Source organism: Streptomyces sp. NPDC034043, from assembly GCF_055575675.1.
The window spans coordinates 170,942-187,370 of the sequence record NZ_JBVISF010000004.1; the positions used below are offsets into that span (position 1 = coordinate 170,942).

General features: G+C 71.6%; 18 protein-coding genes and 1 riboswitch. Of the genes, 8 read left to right on the forward strand and 10 right to left on the reverse strand.

Annotated features, from left to right (window positions below):
* Positions 1-55 precede the first annotated feature (55 nt).
* Together ACZ51S_RS12025 and ACZ51S_RS12030 are read left to right on the forward strand one after the other, a co-directional pair.
* Positions 56-358 carry a hypothetical protein gene (locus ACZ51S_RS12025; RefSeq protein WP_468475441.1) on the forward strand — a complete coding sequence of 101 codons (303 nt, stop codon included), beginning with the start codon at positions 56-58 and terminating at the stop codon, positions 356-358.
* 6 nt (positions 359-364) lie between these two features.
* Positions 365-1,561: a glutathionylspermidine synthase family protein gene (locus ACZ51S_RS12030; RefSeq protein WP_388934601.1), complete on the forward strand. Its 1,197-nt coding sequence runs from the start codon at positions 365-367 to the stop codon at positions 1,559-1,561.
* Between the two features lie 24 nt (positions 1,562-1,585).
* Here ACZ51S_RS12030 and ACZ51S_RS12035 read toward each other — a convergent pair whose 3' ends face one another.
* A complete protein-coding gene (locus ACZ51S_RS12035) occupies positions 1,586-2,131 on the reverse strand; it encodes a hypothetical protein (RefSeq protein ID WP_468960652.1) in 546 nt (181 codons plus the stop codon).
* Between the two features lie 181 nt (positions 2,132-2,312).
* Positions 2,313-3,518: an ornithine--oxo-acid transaminase gene (gene rocD, locus ACZ51S_RS12040; RefSeq protein ID WP_468475443.1), complete on the reverse strand. Its 1,206-nt coding sequence runs from the start codon at positions 3,516-3,518 to the stop codon at positions 2,313-2,315.
* Between the two features lie 117 nt (positions 3,519-3,635).
* A riboswitch (ZMP/ZTP riboswitch) is annotated at positions 3,636-3,726 on the forward strand.
* Between the two features lie 33 nt (positions 3,727-3,759).
* Here rocD and ACZ51S_RS12045 point away from each other — a divergent pair.
* The 4 genes from ACZ51S_RS12045 (at position 3,760) to ACZ51S_RS12060 (ending at position 8,016) form a co-directional block, all read left to right on the forward strand.
* The gene (locus tag ACZ51S_RS12045; protein WP_388934593.1) at positions 3,760-5,028 is read left to right on the forward strand and encodes a serine hydroxymethyltransferase; all 1,269 of its coding nucleotides are present in this window, start codon (positions 3,760-3,762) and stop codon (positions 5,026-5,028) included.
* A gap of 205 nt (positions 5,029-5,233) precedes the next feature.
* Complete coding sequence (gene trpS / locus ACZ51S_RS12050; RefSeq protein WP_468475444.1) at positions 5,234-6,247, forward strand: tryptophan--tRNA ligase; 1,014 nt, start codon at positions 5,234-5,236, stop codon at positions 6,245-6,247.
* A gap of 82 nt (positions 6,248-6,329) precedes the next feature.
* The gene (locus tag ACZ51S_RS12055; protein WP_468475445.1) at positions 6,330-6,914 is read left to right on the forward strand and encodes a 2'-5' RNA ligase family protein; all 585 of its coding nucleotides are present in this window, start codon (positions 6,330-6,332) and stop codon (positions 6,912-6,914) included.
* A 169-nt stretch (positions 6,915-7,083) separates the two neighbouring features.
* Positions 7,084-8,016 carry a YhjD/YihY/BrkB family envelope integrity protein gene (locus ACZ51S_RS12060; protein WP_468803816.1) on the forward strand — a complete coding sequence of 311 codons (933 nt, stop codon included), beginning with the start codon at positions 7,084-7,086 and terminating at the stop codon, positions 8,014-8,016.
* On the opposite strand, the gene ACZ51S_RS12065 is transcribed toward ACZ51S_RS12060, so the two are convergent.
* Entirely contained in the window at positions 8,013-9,290 is a 1,278-nt protein-coding gene (locus tag ACZ51S_RS12065) for a D-alanyl-D-alanine carboxypeptidase family protein (RefSeq protein WP_468803817.1), read from the reverse strand. The genes ACZ51S_RS12060 and ACZ51S_RS12065 overlap by 4 nt on opposite strands.
* A gap of 121 nt (positions 9,291-9,411) precedes the next feature.
* Between ACZ51S_RS12065 and ACZ51S_RS12070 the strand changes: the two genes are divergently transcribed.
* Both ACZ51S_RS12070 and ACZ51S_RS12075 read left to right on the forward strand, forming a co-directional pair.
* A complete protein-coding gene (locus tag ACZ51S_RS12070; RefSeq protein WP_468475448.1) occupies positions 9,412-9,654 on the forward strand; it encodes an SCO4848 family membrane protein in 243 nt (80 codons plus the stop codon).
* Positions 9,651-11,027: a metallophosphoesterase gene (locus tag ACZ51S_RS12075; RefSeq protein WP_468960655.1), complete on the forward strand. Its 1,377-nt coding sequence runs from the start codon at positions 9,651-9,653 to the stop codon at positions 11,025-11,027. Before ACZ51S_RS12070 ends, ACZ51S_RS12075 begins: the two co-directional genes overlap by 4 nt.
* A gap of 33 nt (positions 11,028-11,060) precedes the next feature.
* Here the strand turns inward: ACZ51S_RS12075 and ACZ51S_RS12080 are convergent, their stop codons facing one another.
* From ACZ51S_RS12080 to sdhC, 7 genes are all read right to left on the reverse strand, one after another.
* On the reverse strand, positions 11,061-11,804 hold the full coding sequence (locus ACZ51S_RS12080) for a TetR/AcrR family transcriptional regulator (protein ID WP_468475450.1): 744 nt from the start codon (positions 11,802-11,804) through the stop codon (positions 11,061-11,063).
* A gap of 11 nt (positions 11,805-11,815) precedes the next feature.
* The gene (locus ACZ51S_RS12085; protein WP_468960657.1) at positions 11,816-12,235 is read right to left on the reverse strand and encodes a thiol-disulfide oxidoreductase DCC family protein; all 420 of its coding nucleotides are present in this window, start codon (positions 12,233-12,235) and stop codon (positions 11,816-11,818) included.
* 15 nt (positions 12,236-12,250) lie between these two features.
* The gene (locus ACZ51S_RS12090; protein WP_468475452.1) at positions 12,251-12,670 is read right to left on the reverse strand and encodes a hypothetical protein; all 420 of its coding nucleotides are present in this window, start codon (positions 12,668-12,670) and stop codon (positions 12,251-12,253) included.
* 218 nt (positions 12,671-12,888) lie between these two features.
* On the reverse strand, positions 12,889-13,647 hold the full coding sequence (locus ACZ51S_RS12095; RefSeq protein ID WP_388934568.1) for a succinate dehydrogenase iron-sulfur subunit: 759 nt from the start codon (positions 13,645-13,647) through the stop codon (positions 12,889-12,891).
* Positions 13,647-15,401 (reverse strand): succinate dehydrogenase flavoprotein subunit, encoded by a 1,755-nt coding sequence (gene sdhA / locus ACZ51S_RS12100; protein ID WP_468170047.1) that lies wholly within the window; start codon positions 15,399-15,401, stop codon positions 13,647-13,649. Before sdhA ends, ACZ51S_RS12095 begins: the two co-directional genes overlap by 1 nt.
* Before the next feature lie 24 nt (positions 15,402-15,425).
* On the reverse strand, positions 15,426-15,908 hold the full coding sequence (locus ACZ51S_RS12105) for a succinate dehydrogenase hydrophobic membrane anchor subunit (protein WP_267033120.1): 483 nt from the start codon (positions 15,906-15,908) through the stop codon (positions 15,426-15,428).
* A 5-nt stretch (positions 15,909-15,913) separates the two neighbouring features.
* Positions 15,914-16,294 (reverse strand): succinate dehydrogenase, cytochrome b556 subunit, encoded by a 381-nt coding sequence (gene sdhC / locus ACZ51S_RS12110; protein WP_388934565.1) that lies wholly within the window; start codon positions 16,292-16,294, stop codon positions 15,914-15,916.
* Between the last annotated feature and the right edge of the window lie 135 nt (positions 16,295-16,429).

Genomic DNA, 16,429 nt, shown 5'->3' on the forward strand with positions numbered 1-16,429 from the left:
GGTGTGACGGCGGCCGGATTCCATACCCCCGCGCCACCGCTCTAGGGTGCAGGCCATGGATACCGGCAACACCACCAGACGACGCATGCGCTCCGGCGCGGTCGCCCTCGGCGGCATGGGCCTGCTCGCCGCCACCCTCGTGGCCTGCGGGAGCAACGACGAGCCCGACAAGCGCTGCGCCTCCCGCTCCACGCTGAACCACCTGAACTCGAAGGAGTGCAGGAGCGGCGGCACCGGCTCGTACTACTACGGCGGCACCGTCCGCAACGGCAAGGTGACCGGCGGCAGCTTCGACAAGTCCGCCGTCACCCGCGGCGGCATCGGCGGCCACAGCAGCTCCGGCTCCTCCGGCGGCTGAGCGCAGATGCAGCGGCACACCATCGAACCGCGCCCCGGCTGGCAGAAGACCGTCGAGGAGCAGGGTCTGATCTACCCCCTCACCCGCTACCCCGACGACTCCCTGCGGCCCTACTGGGACGAGAGCGCGTACTACTCCTTCTCGCTCCCGGAGGTCGAGGCCCTGGAGGAGGTCGTCGAGGAGCTGCACGCCATGTGCCTGGCCGCGGCCGCGCACATCGTCGAGCACGACCGCTTCGCGGACCTCGGCATCACCGATCCGAAACTGGCCGCGCGGATCACCGAGTCCTGGCGGCGGCGCGCCGAACAGCCGTCCCTCTACGGCCGGTTCGACCTGCGCTACGACGGCGCCGGCGAGCCCGCCAAGCTGCTGGAGTACAACGCCGACACGCCCACCTCCCTGGTGGAGGCGGCGAGCCCGCAGTGGTTCTGGATGGAGGAGCGCTTTCCCGGCGCCGACCAGTGGAACTCCCTCCACGAGCGCCTCGTCGAGGCGTGGCGGCACCAGGCCGAGCTGCTGCCGCCGGGCCCGGTGCACTTCGCGCACTCCGAGACCGACGAGCTCGGCGAGGACCTGATGACGGTCGCCTACCTCCAGGAGACCGCCGAGCAGGCCGGACTGGAGACGCACGCGCTCTCGGTGGAGACGATCGGCTGGGACAGCCTCTCGGGCCGGTTCGTGGACGAGCGGCTCCGCTTCATCCGCAGCTGCTTCAAGCTCTACCCGTGGGAGTGGCTGGTCACCGACGAGTTCGGGCCGCAGGTGCTGGGCACCTACGACCACGGCGGCGGCTCGGGCACCACCGCCTGGATCGAGCCGCTGTGGAAGATGCTGCTCGCCAACAAGGCGCTGCTGGCGATCCTCTGGGAGCTCTTCCCCGACCACCCGAACCTGCTGCCCGCCTACCTCGACGGCCCGCGCGAGCTGGCCGCCACCTGCGGGTACGCGGCCAAGCCGCTGCTGGGACGCGAGGGTGCCGGGGTCACGCTGCACGAGGCGGGCGGGGGCGGCGAGCCCTTCGTGCCGGCCGAGGGGGAGACGTACGTCTTCCAGGCGCTGGCCCCGCTGCCCGACTTCGACGGCAACCGCGTCGTGCTCGGCGCGTGGGTCGTCGAGGAGGAGGCGGCGGGGCTCGGCATCCGGGAATCGGCGGGGCTCGTCACGGACGAGTACGCCCGCTTCCTGCCCCACGTCATTCTGTAGCGCCGTCAGGGGCGTTCGGGGCCGTCAGTTGTCGTCGCCGCAGTAGCTGTCGAAGGACGTTTCGGCCCCCGACTTCCAGCCGCGCCAGTAGGACTCGGAGTGGTCCTGGCTCGTGTCGGGCTGGGCCGGGACGTCGCAGTTCGACCGGGACGCCGCCGCCATTCCGGCCGTGTGCCCGTCCGAGTAGCCCTTCTGGTACTCCCTCGAGTCGCCGGCGGAGGGCGTGGACCCCGTGACCTTGCAGTTCACGAAGACGAAGTCCTGGTCCTCGTTGACCGCGAGGACGGTGTAGTCGACGTTCTTCTGGAACCGCTGGACCCGGAAGTTGCCGTCGGCGTCGATGTTCAGCGGTTCGGTGGACTCGCCGTCGTTGAGGTTGCGCGGGGGAGTGAACCCCTCGCCGGTGATGACGACGAACCGCCCTTGCGGGTCGGGCGTGACCGTGCAGCTGGCGGCGGGTACCGCCGCCGGGGCGGCGGCGGCCGGTGCGGCGAGGGCAGCGGCGCCGCCCAGGGCGACGCAGGACGCCAGGACGCCGCAGAGCAGGGTGTGTCGGTTGCGTCGGTGCATGGGGTTGCTCCCATCGGAGGGTCGGGCCCGGGATCGGCAGGGCGCGCACCCGTACGCGTCCTCCCATCGTCCGGCGGACCGCTCCCGGTGTCCACCGCGGGGCCGGGAGCGGCGACGGGCGCCGCCGGGACCGGAGGGTCCGGCCGCGCCCGCCGCGCCCGCCTCCCGGCGCCGTCGGCCGTCAGGCGGAGAGCACCGACCGCAGCTGGTCCAGCCCCCAGTCCAGGTCCTCCTTGGTGATCACCAGCGGCGGCGCGATCCGGATCGTCGACCCGTGGGTGTCCTTCACCAGGACCCCGAGCTCCATCAGCTTCTCGGAGACCTCGCGGCCCGTCCCGCGCGACGGGGCGACGTCCACGCCCGCCCAGAGCCCGCGGCCGCGTACGGCGGTCACCGCGCCGCCGCCGGTCAGCAGGTTCAGCTCCCGGTGCAGGTGGTCGCCGAGTTCGGCGGCGCGCTCCTGGTACTCGCCGGTGCGCAGCATCGCGATCACCTCCAGCGCGACGGCACAGGCCAGCGGGTTCCCGCCGAAGGTGGACCCGTGCTCGCCGGGGCGGAACACCCCGAGCACGTCCCGGTCGGCGACCACGGCGGACACGGGCACGACCCCGCCGCCGAGCGCCTTGCCCAGGACGTACACGTCGGGCACGACGCCCTCGTGCTCGCACGCGAAGGTCCGGCCGGTGCGGCCCAGGCCCGACTGGATCTCGTCCGCCATGAACAGGACGTTCCGCCGGCGCGTCAGTTCCCGTACGCCCGCCAGGTATCCGGCGGGAGGGACGAGGACCCCCGCCTCGCCTTGGATCGGCTCCAGCAGCACGGCCACGGTGTTGGCGGTGACGGCGGCGTCGAGGGCGGTCAGGTCCCCGTAGGGGACGATCTCGAAGCCGGGCGTGTAGGGGCCGTAGTGGTCGCGGGCCTCGTGGTCGGTGGAGAAGGACACGATGGTCGTCGTACGGCCGTGGAAGTTGTCCGCGGCGACGACGATCTTGGCCTGGCCGTCGGGGACGCCCTTGACCTCGTACCCCCACTTGCGGGCCGTCTTCACCGCGGTCTCCACCGCCTCCGCGCCCGTGTTCATGGGCAGCACCATCTCCTTGCCGCAGAGCGCGGCCAGTTCGGCGCAGAAGTCGGCGAAGCGGTCGTGGTGGAAGGCGCGGGAGGTGAGGGTGACCCGCTCCAGCTGGGCGCGGGCGGCGTCGATCAGCCTGCGGTTGCCGTGGCCGAAGTTGAGCGCCGAGTACCCGGCGAGCATGTCGAGGTACCGGCGGCCCTCCACGTCGGTCATCCACGCCCCCTCCGCCGTCGCGACGACGATCGGCAGGGGGTGGTAGTTGTGCGCGCTGTGTTCGTCGGCGGAGCGGATGGCATCAGCAGTTCTCGACACGGGGTCTCCGATCGTCCGTCTGGCTGGTGGCGCGGGTGACGTGGGTGACGTCCTTTGTATCGTCGCTCGGATCGTGGGAGCGGAAACCTCCCCGGTGCCGCGCCAGCTAAGGTGTCCGGTACGCACGGCGACTGGCGTACGGAGAACGAACTCCGGGGGAGTCGAGCGCGCACGACCGCACACAGGGCCGCTCGCCTGGGCCTCGCGGGGACGAACCGACATCGACCCCGGAGGAGCCGCGATGACCGCGCACCGCCAGCCCGCCCTGTACGCCACCGACCCCGAGCTCGCCTCGCTCGTCACCGCCGAGGAGACGCTCCAGGCGGAGACCCTGCGGCTGATCCCCAGCGAGAACTACGTCTCCGCGGCCGTGCTGGAGGCATCCGGCACCGTCCTGCAGAACAAGTACAGCGAGGGCTACCCCGGCCGCCGGTACTACGAGGGCCAGCAGAACATCGACCGGGTCGAGGCCCTCGCCGTGGAGCGGGCCAAGGGCCTGTTCGGGGTGGACCACGCGAACGTCCAGCCCTACTCCGGCTCCCCGGCCAACCTGGCCGTCTACCTGGCCTTCGCGAAGCCCGGCGACACGGTGATGGGCATGGCCCTGCCGATGGGCGGCCACCTGACGCACGGCTGGGGCGTCTCGGCGACGGGCTCCTGGTTCCGCGGCGTCCAGTACGGCGTGCGGGCCGACACCGGGCTCATCGACTACGACGCGGTCCGGGAGCTGGCCCTGGCGGAGCGCCCGAAGATCATCTTCTGTGGTGGCACGGCCCTTCCGCGGACCATCGACTTCGCGGCCTTCGCCTCGATCGCCGAGGAGGCGGGCTCGGTACTGGTCGCGGACGTGGCCCACATCGCCGGCCTGATCGCGGGCGGCGCCCACCCCTCCCCGGCGGGGCACGTGGACGTGATCTCCACGACCACCCACAAGACCCTGCGCGGGCCGCGCGGCGCGATGCTGATGTGCCGGGAGGAGCACGCGAAGGCCATCGACAAGGCGGTCTTCCCGGGCCTCCAGGGCGGCCCGCACAACCAGACGACGGCGGGCATCGCGGTGGCCCTGCACGAGGCCGCGCAGCCGTCCTTCGTCTCGTACGCGCACGCGGTCGTCGCCAACGCGAAGGCGCTGGCCTCCGCCCTGCTGGAGCGCGGCTTCGACCTCGTCTCGGGCGGCACGGACAACCACCTGATCCTGATGGACCTGACCTCGCGGGACGTGCCGGGCAAGGTCGCGGCGAAGGCGCTGGACCGGGCGGGGATCGTCGTGAACTACAACACGGTGCCGTTCGACCCGCGCAAGCCGTTCGACCCGTCGGGCATCCGCATCGGCACCCCGTCGCTGACGTCGCGGGGCCTGGGGGCGGAGCACATGCCGCTGGTGGCGGGCTGGATCTCCCGCGCGGTCGACGCCGCCGCGAAGTCCGACGAGCCGGCCCTGGCCGGGATCCGCTCCGAGGTCGCGGACCTGATGGCCGCCTTCCCGGCCCCCGGCCTGCCGCTCGCCTGACCGGGAGAGCGGGGCGGGGGACCCACGCCCCCCGCCCCGCCCACGGGGCCTGACGGGCCGCCCGGCCGGGGGCGGGATCCGGCCACCGGGCACCCCTCCGCGCGGGCCGTCCGGGGCCGCCCCCCGGCCCCGGGCCCGAACCGCACCGGTGGGTTCCGGCCGGTGTGCGGCCGGAGAGCGGCCCCGCACCTGAGAGAATGGGGGCATGGCTTCTGATCGTCCCCGCGCGCTCTCCGGCATCCAGCCCACCTCCGGCTCGTTCCACCTCGGGAACTACCTCGGAGCGATCCGCCAGTACGTCGCCCTCCAGGAGACGCACGACGCCTTCTACATGGTCGTCGACCTGCACGCGATCACCATGCCGCAGGACCCGAAGGACCTCCGCGCGAACACCCGCCTGTCCGCCGCGCAGCTCCTCGCCGCCGGCCTGGACCCCGAGCGGTGCACGCTCTTCATCCAGAGCCACGTCCCGGAGCACGCGCAGCTGGGCTGGGTCATGAACTGCATCACCGGCTTCGGCGAGGCCAGCCGGATGACCCAGTTCAAGGACAAGTCCGCCAAGGGCGGGGTCAACAGCGCCAGCGTCGGCCTGTTCACCTACCCGATCCTCCAGGTCGCCGACATCCTCCTCTACCAGGCGAACGCCGTCCCGGTCGGCGAGGACCAGCGCCAGCACATCGAGCTGACCCGCGACCTGGCGGAGCGCTTCAACCAGCGCTTCGGCCGGACCTTCACCCTTCCCGCCGCGCACATCGTCAAGGAGGTCGCGAAGATCTACGACCTCCAGGACCCGGCGATCAAGATGTCGAAGTCCGCTTCCTCTCCCAAGGGCCTGATCAACCTCCTCGACGAGCCCAAGGTCACCGAGAAGAAGATCAAGAGCGCGGTCACCGACACCGGTTCCGAGATCCGCTTCGACACCGAGAACAAGCCGGGCGTCAGCAACCTGCTCACGATCTACTCCACCCTCACGGGCGAGTCGGTCCCCGCCCTGGAGGCCCAGTACGAGGGCAAGGGCTACGGCGCGCTCAAGACCGACCTCGCCGGTGTGATGGTCGATTTCGTCACACCCTTCAAGCAGCGCACCCAGGAGTACCTGGACGACCCGGAGACCCTGGACTCCCTGCTGGCCAAGGGTGCGGAGAAGGCCCGGGCGGTCGCCGCGGAGACCCTGGCGCAGGCCTACGACCGCCTCGGTTTCCTGCCCGCCAAGCACTGACGGACCGGCGCCCCTGGCGGCCGAGGGCGTGCTGGCGCCACACTGAGCGGCAGCACCTCGTACACACACCAAGGAGACACACGTGGGGACCGTAACGCTCGGCGTTTCGATCGCGGTCCCGGAGCCGTACGGCCGCCAGCTCCAGCAGCTGCGCGCCGGCTTCGGGGACGCCGCCGCGCACGGCATCCCCACGCACGTCACCCTCGTACCGCCCACCGAGGTGGAGGCGGACCGGCTGCCCGCCATCCGCGCCCACCTGACGGAGGTCGCGCGGGCCTTCAGGGCCTTCCCGATGCGCCTGGAGGGGACGGGAACCTTCCGCCCCCTCTCGCCGGTCGTCTTCGTCCGGCTCGCCGAGGGCACCCCGGACTGCACCCGCCTCCAGGGGCAGGTACGCGACCCCCGCGGGCCGCTCGCCCGCGAGCTGGCCTTCCCGTACCACCCGCACGTCACGGTCGCCCACGGGATCTCCGAGGAGGCGATGGACCGGGCCTACGCCGAGCTGGCCGACTACGCCGCCGGCTGGCTGTGCGAGGGCTTCGCGCTCTACGAGCAGGGCTCGGACGGGGTCTGGCGCAAGCTGCGCGAGTACCCCTTCGGCGCGGGCGCCCCCGGAGTCCCGGCACAGCCCGCTCCGGTGGGCGACACGGCCGTGCCGCGCTCCTGACGCAGGGGGCGCAGGGCCTGGTGGGCGCGGAACCGCAGGCTCCGAAGCAGCAGGGTGTGGAACGGCCGGGCCGGGGGACGATCCGTAGGGCGAAAAGTCACAATCGACGACCGTAGTGCCCGAAAGCGACAATCCCGGCTATTTCCAGCAGCTCATTTACGGTGGCCCCATGGACTGGCTGAAGAAACTCCCGGTGATCGGCCCGGCGGCGTCCGCCGCCATGCGGACCCACGCCTGGCGTTCGTACGAGCGTCTCGACCGGGTGCACTGGACCCGGCTCGCCGCCGCGATCACCTTCATCAGCTTCCTCGCGCTGTTCCCCCTGATCACGGTCGCCGCCGCCGTCGGCGCCGGGCTGCTCAGCCGGGAACAGCTGGAGCGTCTCCAGCGCAGCCTCGCCGAACAGGTCCCCGGCATCTCCGACCAGCTCGACCTGGAGGCGCTCGTCGCCAACGCCGGCACCGTCGGCCTCGTCGCCGGCGCCCTTCTCCTCTTCACCGGCATCGGCTGGATCGGCTCCATGCGCGACTGCCTGCGCGCCGTCTGGGAGAAGGACGACGAGGACGAGGGCAACCCCTTCCTGCGCAAGGGCAAGGACGCCCTCGTGCTCCTCGGCCTCGGCGGCGCGGCCCTGGCCTCGGCGGCCGCGTCGATCGTCGGAGCCAGCGCGGTCGGCAAGTCCGCCGAGCTCCTCGGCATCCCGCGCGAGGGCGCCGGCGGGGCGCTGCTGCGCGCCGCGGCCTTCCTCGTCGGCGTACTGGCGGCCTTCCTGCTGCTGCTCTACCTGCTCACCCTGCTGCCCGGCGTGGAGCCGCCGCGCGGCCGGCTGATCCAGGCGGCACTGATCGGCGCGGCGGGCTTCGAGCTGCTGAAGCTGCTGCTCAGCGGCTACATCAGGGAGGTCGCGGCCAAGAGCATGTACGGGGCCTTCGGCGTGCCGATCGCCCTGCTGCTGTGGATCAGCTTCACGGCGCGGCTGCTCCTGTTCTGCGCGGCCTGGACGGCGACGCCCGACGGGGACGCGGACGCGGAAGACACCGAAGACACCGAAGACACCGAAGCCGCCGAAGCCGGCGCCGCCCCGGGGACGGCCTCGGACTAGCCGCCGCTGCCCGCACCGCCCCCCGGGCCGCGGCGGCCGCGCGGCCAGCGGCGGTTGACCGCGAACGCCCCGCCCGCCAGGGCGGCCAGCGCCCCGCCCGTGATGCCGAACGCCGTGCCGAGGCCGCTGCTGCCGGAGGCGTCGCCGCCCGCCGACGTCCCGCCCTTCTCGTGGGACTGGGCGGGGGAGCCGTGCGGGGAGGTGTCCGCGCTCTTCGGCGGCACCAGCTCGCCCACCGGTTTGACCTTCCCGGCGGCCTCGAAGCCCCAGTCGAAGAGCTGGGCGGTCTCCTCGTACACCCCGTTCAGCCCGCCGTTGTCCGGGTTCATCACCGTCACCAGCAGCTTCCTGTTCCCGCGCTGGGCGGCGCCGGTGAAGGTCGAGCCGGCCATGGTGGTGGTGCCGTTCTTCACCCCGGCGATGCCCTTGTACGGGCTGATGCCGCCCGCCCCGGTCATCAGCCGGTTGGTGTTCTGGATCTCGAAGTACTCGCGCGGCCTGCCCTCCTCCTGCCTGCCGGGGAACTTCGCCTCGACCGTGCCGCAGTACTCCCGGAAGTCCTGCTTCTGGAGCCCGGAACGGGCGATGAGGGTGAGGTCGTACGCACTCGACACCTGCTCGGGGGCGTCGTAGCCGTCGGGGGACACCACGTGGGTGTCCAGGGCCTGGAGCTCCTCGGCGTGCGCCTGCATGTCCTTGACGGTCTTCTCGACGCCGCCGTTCATGGCCGAGAGGACGTGCACCGCGTCGTTCCCGGAGCGCAGGAACACGCCGAGCCACAGGTCGTGGACGCTGTACTCGTGGTCCTCCTTGACCCCCACCAGGCTGCTGCCGGGGCCGACCCCCTCCATGTCCTCGTCGGTGACCCTGTGCACCCGGTCCTTGGGGAGGCCGGGCAGCACCGTGTCGGCGAAGAGCATCTTCAGGGTGGACGCCGGGGGCAGCCGCCAGTGGGCGTTGTGCGCCGCGAGGACCTCCCCGGTCTCGGCGTCCGCCACGATCCAGGACCGGCCGCTGAGGTTGGCCGGCAGGGAGGGCGCCCCGGGCAGCGGATTGACCTGGGTCCCGGGCAGCCCGAGGCGGGCGCCGCCGACGGTGGACATCGCGGGGGGCGGCGCCGGGGCGTGCGGTGCCTTCCGGGGCCTGCCCTTCCCGTCGGCCGGCGGGGGCGGGGCCGGCGCGGCGAGCGCGGGCGCGCTCGCGGGTGCCACGAGGACCGCTGGAAGCAGCAGTGCGGCGGAAAGGACCGTCAGCGCGGTCTTCTTGGCAGACACGCAGGTGAACGTACATCCCGATGGACTGCCAGGCGTCCGGGACCGGCCAACCGGGCCCAACCACACCCGGTACGGCCCACCCCGGCGCGTCCGTCCTGGGGACGAAACCGATACTGGGGACATGAAACTCAGCCGTACCGCGTCCTGGTTCCTCGCAGCGTTCGGAGCCTGGTCCTGGGTGATCTGGTCCACGTTCGTCAAGAACCTCTTCCACGACGCCAGCGGTCTGGCTTTCGACGACGGAAAGCCCACGGCCTACTTCTGGGTCCACCTTCTCCTGGCGGTCACGTCGTTTCTGCTGGGGACGGCCGTTGGTGTGATCGGGCTGCGCGGCGTCCTGGCCCTGCGACGGGAATCACGATGACCGTGGTCGTGGTGATCGTGGCGGTGGTCGCGGTACTGGCGCTGCTCGCGTCGGTCCACCGCTGGCTCTGGATCCGGCTGGTCCGCGACACGACCCGCGCGGGCGGCCCGGCACGGAAGGCGGGCACCGTCCTGGCCTTCGCGCTGCCGCTGCTGGCACTGGCGGCGCTGACCGCCGGGCGGGCGGGTGCGCCGTTCTGGCTGGAGCGGCTGGTGGCGTGGCCGGGGTACATGTGGCTGGCGGTGCTGCTGTACCTGACGATGGCGATGGCGGTGGCGGAACCGGTCCGCCGCCTGTGGCTCCGCCGGATTCCCGCACCCCCGGCCCCCCGGGCGCCGGAGGGGCTCGAACTGGCCTCCCCCGCGGGCGGACCGGCCGGGGCGGGCGGGGGAACGGCCCAGCCGGCCCCCGGCGCCGCCCCCGACCCGGCTCCGGGCGCGGCTCCCGAGCCGGCCGCCGGCGCGGCCTCCGACCCGGCCCGCGACCCGGCTCCCGGCCAGGCCCTCGATCCGGCCTCCGACCCGGCCCTCGATCCGGCCCCCGGCGCCGTCGGCCGGCGGGTGTTCGTCGCGCGGGTGCTCGGCGGGGCCGCCGTCGCCGCGGCCGCGGTGACCGTCGGGAACGGCACCCACGGCGTGCTGCGCGGGCCCCGCGTGAAGCGCGTGCAGGTGCCGCTGGCCCGGCTGCCCCGCGCCGCGCACGGGTTCCGCATCGCCGTCGTCAGCGACGTCCACCTCGGCCCGGTCCTCGGCCGCGCCCACACCCGCCGCATCGTCGACACCGTCAACCGCACCCAGCCCGACCTCATCGCCATCGTCGGCGACCTCGTGGACGGCGACGTCCGTGACCTCGGCCCCGCCGCCGAGCCGCTGCGCGAGCTGAGCGCCCGCCTCGGGAGCTACTTCGTCACCGGCAACCACGAGTACTTCTCCGGCGCCCAGCAGTGGATCGACCACGTCCGCGAACTCGGCCTCGTCCCCCTGGAGAACGCCCGCCGCGAGCTGCCCCACTTCGACCTCGCCGGGGTCAACGACGTCCAGGGCGAGAAGGAGGGCAAGGGACCGGACTTCCGCGCGGCCCTCGGGGACCGCGACCGCGCGCGTGCCTCCGTACTCCTCGCCCACCAGCCGATCGTGATCGACGAGGCCGTCCGCCACGGCGTGGACCTCCAGCTCTCCGGGCACACCCACGGCGGCCAGCTGTGGCCCGGCAAGTACCTGGCCGAGCTGGCGAACCCGACCGTCGCGGGCCTGGAACGCTACGGCGACACCCAGCTGTACGTGTCGCGGGGCGCGGGTGCCTGGGGGCCGCCGGTCCGGGTCGGCGCGCCGTCCGACATCACCGTCGTCGAACTGGCCTCGTACCAGGCCTGACCCCGCGACTCCCCGGCCGGTGACCCGGGACCCTCACTCCTCCCCGGAGCGGACGGAGCCGGGGTCCGGGGTCCGCGTCGCGGCGCGCGAGGCCGCCGTCTGCGCCATGCCCGGCAGGAAGTCCGCGAAGAGCTCGTGCACCTCGCGCACCAGCGGCCGCAGCACCCGGAACCGGGCCAGCACGATGCCGCGCGTGGTCAGCTGCGCCCCGCGCTCGGCGAGCCGGCGGGTCTTCTCGCTGCCGGGCGAGCGGTCGAAGACCCAGTACAGGACCAGGCCCATCTGGGAGAGCCACATCAGTTCCGGCAGGGCGTCGGCCAGTTCGGCGGGCACCTTGGTCTTCGCCCCGGCCAGCACCTCGCGGTGGATGTCGATGGCCGCCTTGCGCGCCGGTTCCGATTCCGCGGAGAACGGGCTGAGCGGACTCTCGGGGTCCGCCGCGTTCTTGAAGAACTGCGAGGCGAACTCGTGGTACGGCTCCGCGATTTCGAGCCAGCTCGTCAGTACGCCGGCGAGCCGCTTCTGGAGATCGGTCTCCTGGTCCAGGATGGGCCGGACCGCCGCCTGGTGGGCCGCGCCGATCCGGTCGTAGAAGCCCTGGACGAGGTGTTCCTTCGACTCGAAGTAGTAGTACGCGTTGCCGACCGAGACCCCCGCCTCCTTGGCGATGCCCCGCATGGTCGTCTTGTCGAACCCGCGCTCCTGGAAGAGCCGGAGCGCGGTTTCGAGAATGAGCGTGCGGGTCTGCTCGCTTTTGGGAGCCTTCTGATCTGTCACGGTGTCCGACTTTATCGGGGCGCGGAGCACTGCTCGTCACAGGCCGGTTCCCCGGGCTCCGCTTCGGACTTGGAACGTACGGCGTGCCGTACGGCGGCGGCCGTGTGCATGGCGGCCCTGGCGAAGGGACGGCCCGCCGGGGTGGCGAGCCAGTCGGCCTTCGCACGGTGCTCGGCCAGGGCCCACAGGCAGACGACGAAGGCGTCCGTCCCGCGCCACAGCTGCCCCGCGTCGCCGACGACGGTGATCTCGCGGAGCGTCTCGGCGTGCGCCAGCCCCGGGAACCGCCGCCGCGCCTCGGCGGAGGCGGCCGGCACCAGCCGCAGCGGGACCAGCTGCCGTTGCCGGCCCAGCCAGTTCCGGACGTGGACGCACACGGGGCAGTCGGCGTCGTACAGGACGGTCAGGGACCGGACGGCACCGGCCCGCACGGCCCGCGCCACGGGTCAGGCCCCGGCCGGCACGGTCCACCCCTGCGGGGGGAGCGGCGGCATCGGCGGCCGCTGAGCGGCCTGCCGCTCCATGATCCCCCGGCGGCGCATCCGGCTCAGCACCCACACGTTGCCGAGGTGCATGACGCCGAGGACCAGCAGGACGACGCCGAGCTTGACCGACAGGGCCTCGAAGAGGCCCCGGGCTTCGAGGACCGTCTCGCCCGAGCGCAGGTACAGGGTCACGAAGCCGATGTTGACGAGGTAGAAGCCGACCACCAGGAGGTGGTTGACGGCGTCCGCGAGCTTCTCGTTCCCCTGGAGGACGTCGGCGATGAAGACGCGGCCGTTGCGGCTGAGCGTGCGGGCGACCCAGACGGTCAGTCCGATGCTGGTGAACAGGTAGATGACGTACGCGGCCACGGTGAGGTCCATTGCCCCAGCCCCCTTGAACGTGTTCAACTCTCTGGCAGGCCCGACTGTAGACCCCTTTTTGAACAGGTTCAAGCGGCCGGTGCCGAGCCCCGGGTACGCGAAAGGGCCCCGCCCCCGGAGGATGTCCGGGGGCGGGGCCCGATGCCCGCCGGTCTCGGCCGAGGCCGGGACCGGCGGGCGGGGTCCTGCTCGGCGCCGCGGGCGGCGCCTCGAAGGGATCAGAAGCGGCGGGTGATCAGCGCCCGCTTGACTTCCTGGATCGCCTTCGTGACCTCGATGCCGCGCGGGCACGCGTCGGTGCAGTTGAAGGTCGTGCGGCAGCGCCACACACCGTCCTTGTCGTTCAGGATCTCCAGCCGCTGCTCGCCGGCCTCGTCACGCGAGTCGAAGATGAAGCGGTGCGCGTTGACGATCGCCGCCGGGCCGAAGTACTGGCCGTCGTTCCAGAACACCGGGCACGAGGACGTGCACGCGGCGCACAGGATGCACTTGGTGGTGTCGTCGAAGCGCTCGCGGTCCTCGGCGGACTGCAGGCGCTCGCGCGTCGGCTCGTTGCCCTTGGTGACCAGGAACGGCATGACGTCGCGGTACGCCTGGAAGAAGGGCTCCATGTCGACCACGAGGTCCTTCATCACCGTGAGGCCCTTGATGGCCTCGACGGTGATCGGCTTCTCCGGGTTGATGTCCTTGATCAGCGTCTTGCAGGCGAGCCTGTTCTTGCCGTTGATCCGCATCGCGTCGGAGCCGCAGATGCCGTGCGCGCACGAGCGGCGGAAGGTCAGCGTGCCGTCGAGGTCCCACTTGATCTTGTGGAGACCGTCGAGCACGCGCTCCTTCGGGTCGATCTCGATCTGGAAGTCCTGCCACTCCGCCTGGTCGGAGACCTCGGGGTTGAAGCGGCGGATCCGGAAGGTGACCGTGATGTACGGCGAGGCGGCGGCCGCCGCCTCCATCTTGTCCAGGGTCGGGGTGGCCATCAGTACTTACGCTCCATCGGCTGGTAGCGGGTGACGACGACGGGCTTGTAGTCCAGGCGCACGGAGTCCTGGCCGTCGGCGCCGACCTCGCGGTACGCCATGGTGTGGCGCATGAAGTTGACGTCGTCGCGGTTCGGGTAGTCCTCGCGGTAGTGACCGCCGCGCGACTCCTTGCGCGCCAGGGCGGACACGGCCATGACCTCGGCCAGGTCGAGCAGGTTGCCCAGCTCGATGGCCTCCAGCAGGTCCGTGTTGAAACGCTTGCCCTTGTCCTGGACGGACACGTTCTTGTAGCGCTCGCGCAGCTCCGCGATCTTCTCGACCGCGGTCTTGATGGTCTGCTCCGTACGGAAGACCATCACGTTCGCGTCCATCGTCTCCTGGAGCTCCAGGCGCAGGTCGGCGACCCGCTCCTTGCCCGTGGAGTTGCGCAGGTGCTCGACGAGGTCGGCCACCTGCTGCGCCGGGTTCTCCGGCAGCTCGACGTAGTCGTTCTCGGCCGCGTACTTGGCCGCCGCGATGCCGGAGCGCTTGCCGAAGACGTTGATGTCCAGCAGCGAGTTGGTGCCCAGGCGGTTGGCGCCGTGCACCGAAACGCACGCGACCTCGCCGGCCGCGTACAGGCCGGGGACGACGGTGGTGTTGTCCGCCAGGACCTCGCCCTCGACGTTGGTCGGGATGCCGCCCATGGCGTAGTGCGCGGTGGGCTGGATCGGGATCGGGTCCGTGTACGGCTCGATGCCCAGGTAGGTGCGCGCGAACTCGGTGATGTCCGGGAGCTTCGCGTCGAGCTGCTCCGGCGGCAGGTGCGTCAGGTCCAGGTACACGTGGTCGCCGGCGGGACCGCAGCCGCGGCCCTCGCGGATCTCCGTGTAGATGGAGCGCGAGACGACGTCACGGGACGCGAGGTCCTTCATGACCGGCGCGTACTTCTCCATGAAGCGCTCGCCGTCCTTGTTGCGGAGGATGCCGCCCTCACCGCGGGCGCCCTCCGTCAGCAGGATGCCCATGCGCCAGATGCCCGTCGGGTGGAACTGGAAGAACTCCATGTCCTCCAGCGGCAGGCCGCGGCGGTAGCAGGCCGCCTGGCCGTCACCCGTGAGGGTGTGCGCGTTGGAGGTCACCTTGAAGAACTTGCCGGTGCCGCCGGAGGCGTAGATGACGGCCTTCGCCTGGAACACGTGGATCTCGCCGGTGGCGAGCTCGTACGCGACCACACCGGCCGACTTCTTGACGCCGTCCTCCTCGACCAGGAGCTGGTCCAGGACGTAGAACTCGTTGAAGAACTCCACGCCCTCCTTGACGCAGTTCTGGTACAGCGTCTGGAGGATCATGTGGCCGGTGCGGTCCGCGGCGTAGCAGGACCGGCGGACCGGGGCCTCGCCGTGGTTGCGCGAGTGGCCGCCGAAACGGCGCTGGTCGATCGTGCCGTCCGGGGTGCGGTTGAACGGCAGGCCCATCTTCTCGAGGTCGAGGACCGCGTCGATGGCCTCCTTCGCCAGGATCTCGGCGGCGTCCTGGTCGACCAGGTAGTCACCGCCCTTGACCGTGTCGAAGGTGTGCCACTCCCAGTTGTCGTCCTCCACGTTGGCCAGCGCGGCGGCCATGCCGCCCTGCGCGGCGCCCGTGTGGGAGCGGGTGGGGTAGAGCTTCGTCAGCACGGCGGTGCGGCTGCGCTTCGTCGCCTCGATGGCGGCGCGCATGCCCGCGCCGCCGGCGCCGACGATGACGGTGTCGTACTTGTGGATCTTCATGAGTCGATTCGCCTCAGCCCGTGCCTAGCGGATGTTCGGGTCGAAGGTGAAGATCACCAGCGTGCCCAGAAGGATGGTGAACACCGTGGCGGTGTAGAGCAGGCCCTTCAGCCACAGCCGCGTGTTGGCGCGCTCCGCGTAGTCGTTGATGACGGTACGCAGACCGTTGGCGCCGTGCAGCATGGCCAGCCACAGCATCAGCAGGTCCCAGACCTGCCAGAACGGGGACGCCCAGCGGCCGGCCACGAAGGCGAAGCCGATCTTGGAGACGCCGCCGTCCAGCACCAGCTGGATCAGCAGGTGGCCGATGACCAGGACGACGAGGACGATGCCCGAGAGGCGCATGAAGAGCCAGGCGGCCATCTCGAAGTTGCCGCGGGTCGAGCGCGGGGTCTTGCCCGTGCGCTTGCGCGGCGCCTCGATGTAGGGCGCCGGGTTGTCGGTGTCGTAGAGGGAAACGCCCTCCACGTCGCCGATCGCCTTGGCGGAAGAAGTGTCAGAGGACATGCGTGTCACTTCCCGAACAGTTCGAGGTAGGCGTGGCCGAGTACGGGGTACAGGGCCCCGCCCATCAGGACGACCCAGACCACGACGACCGACCAGAGCATCGTCTTCTGGTGGCGGGGGCCCTTGGACCAGAAGTCCACGGCGATGACACGGAGACCGTTGAGCGCGTGGAAGAGGATGGCGGCCACGAGGCCGTACTCCAGCAGCGCGACGATCGGGGTCTTGTAGGTAGCCACGACATCGTCGTACGCCTCGGGGGAGACGCGGACGAGAGCGGTGTCGAGGACGTGTACGAACAGGAAGAAGAAGATGAGGACGCCGGTGACTCGATGAGCCACCCAGGACCACATTCCTTCCCGGCCGCGGTACAACGTTCCAGCCGGCACGGAAAACCCTCCGGAAGCGGGGCGGGGGCCAGCCGGCTTCTTTGTCGGTCGGGCCCGGCCGGGTACGGTCCACCGGCCCCGGACATCGTAGCGACGCTTTGTCGGTTCCCTCGCCCGGGGTCCGCCGGTGTGATC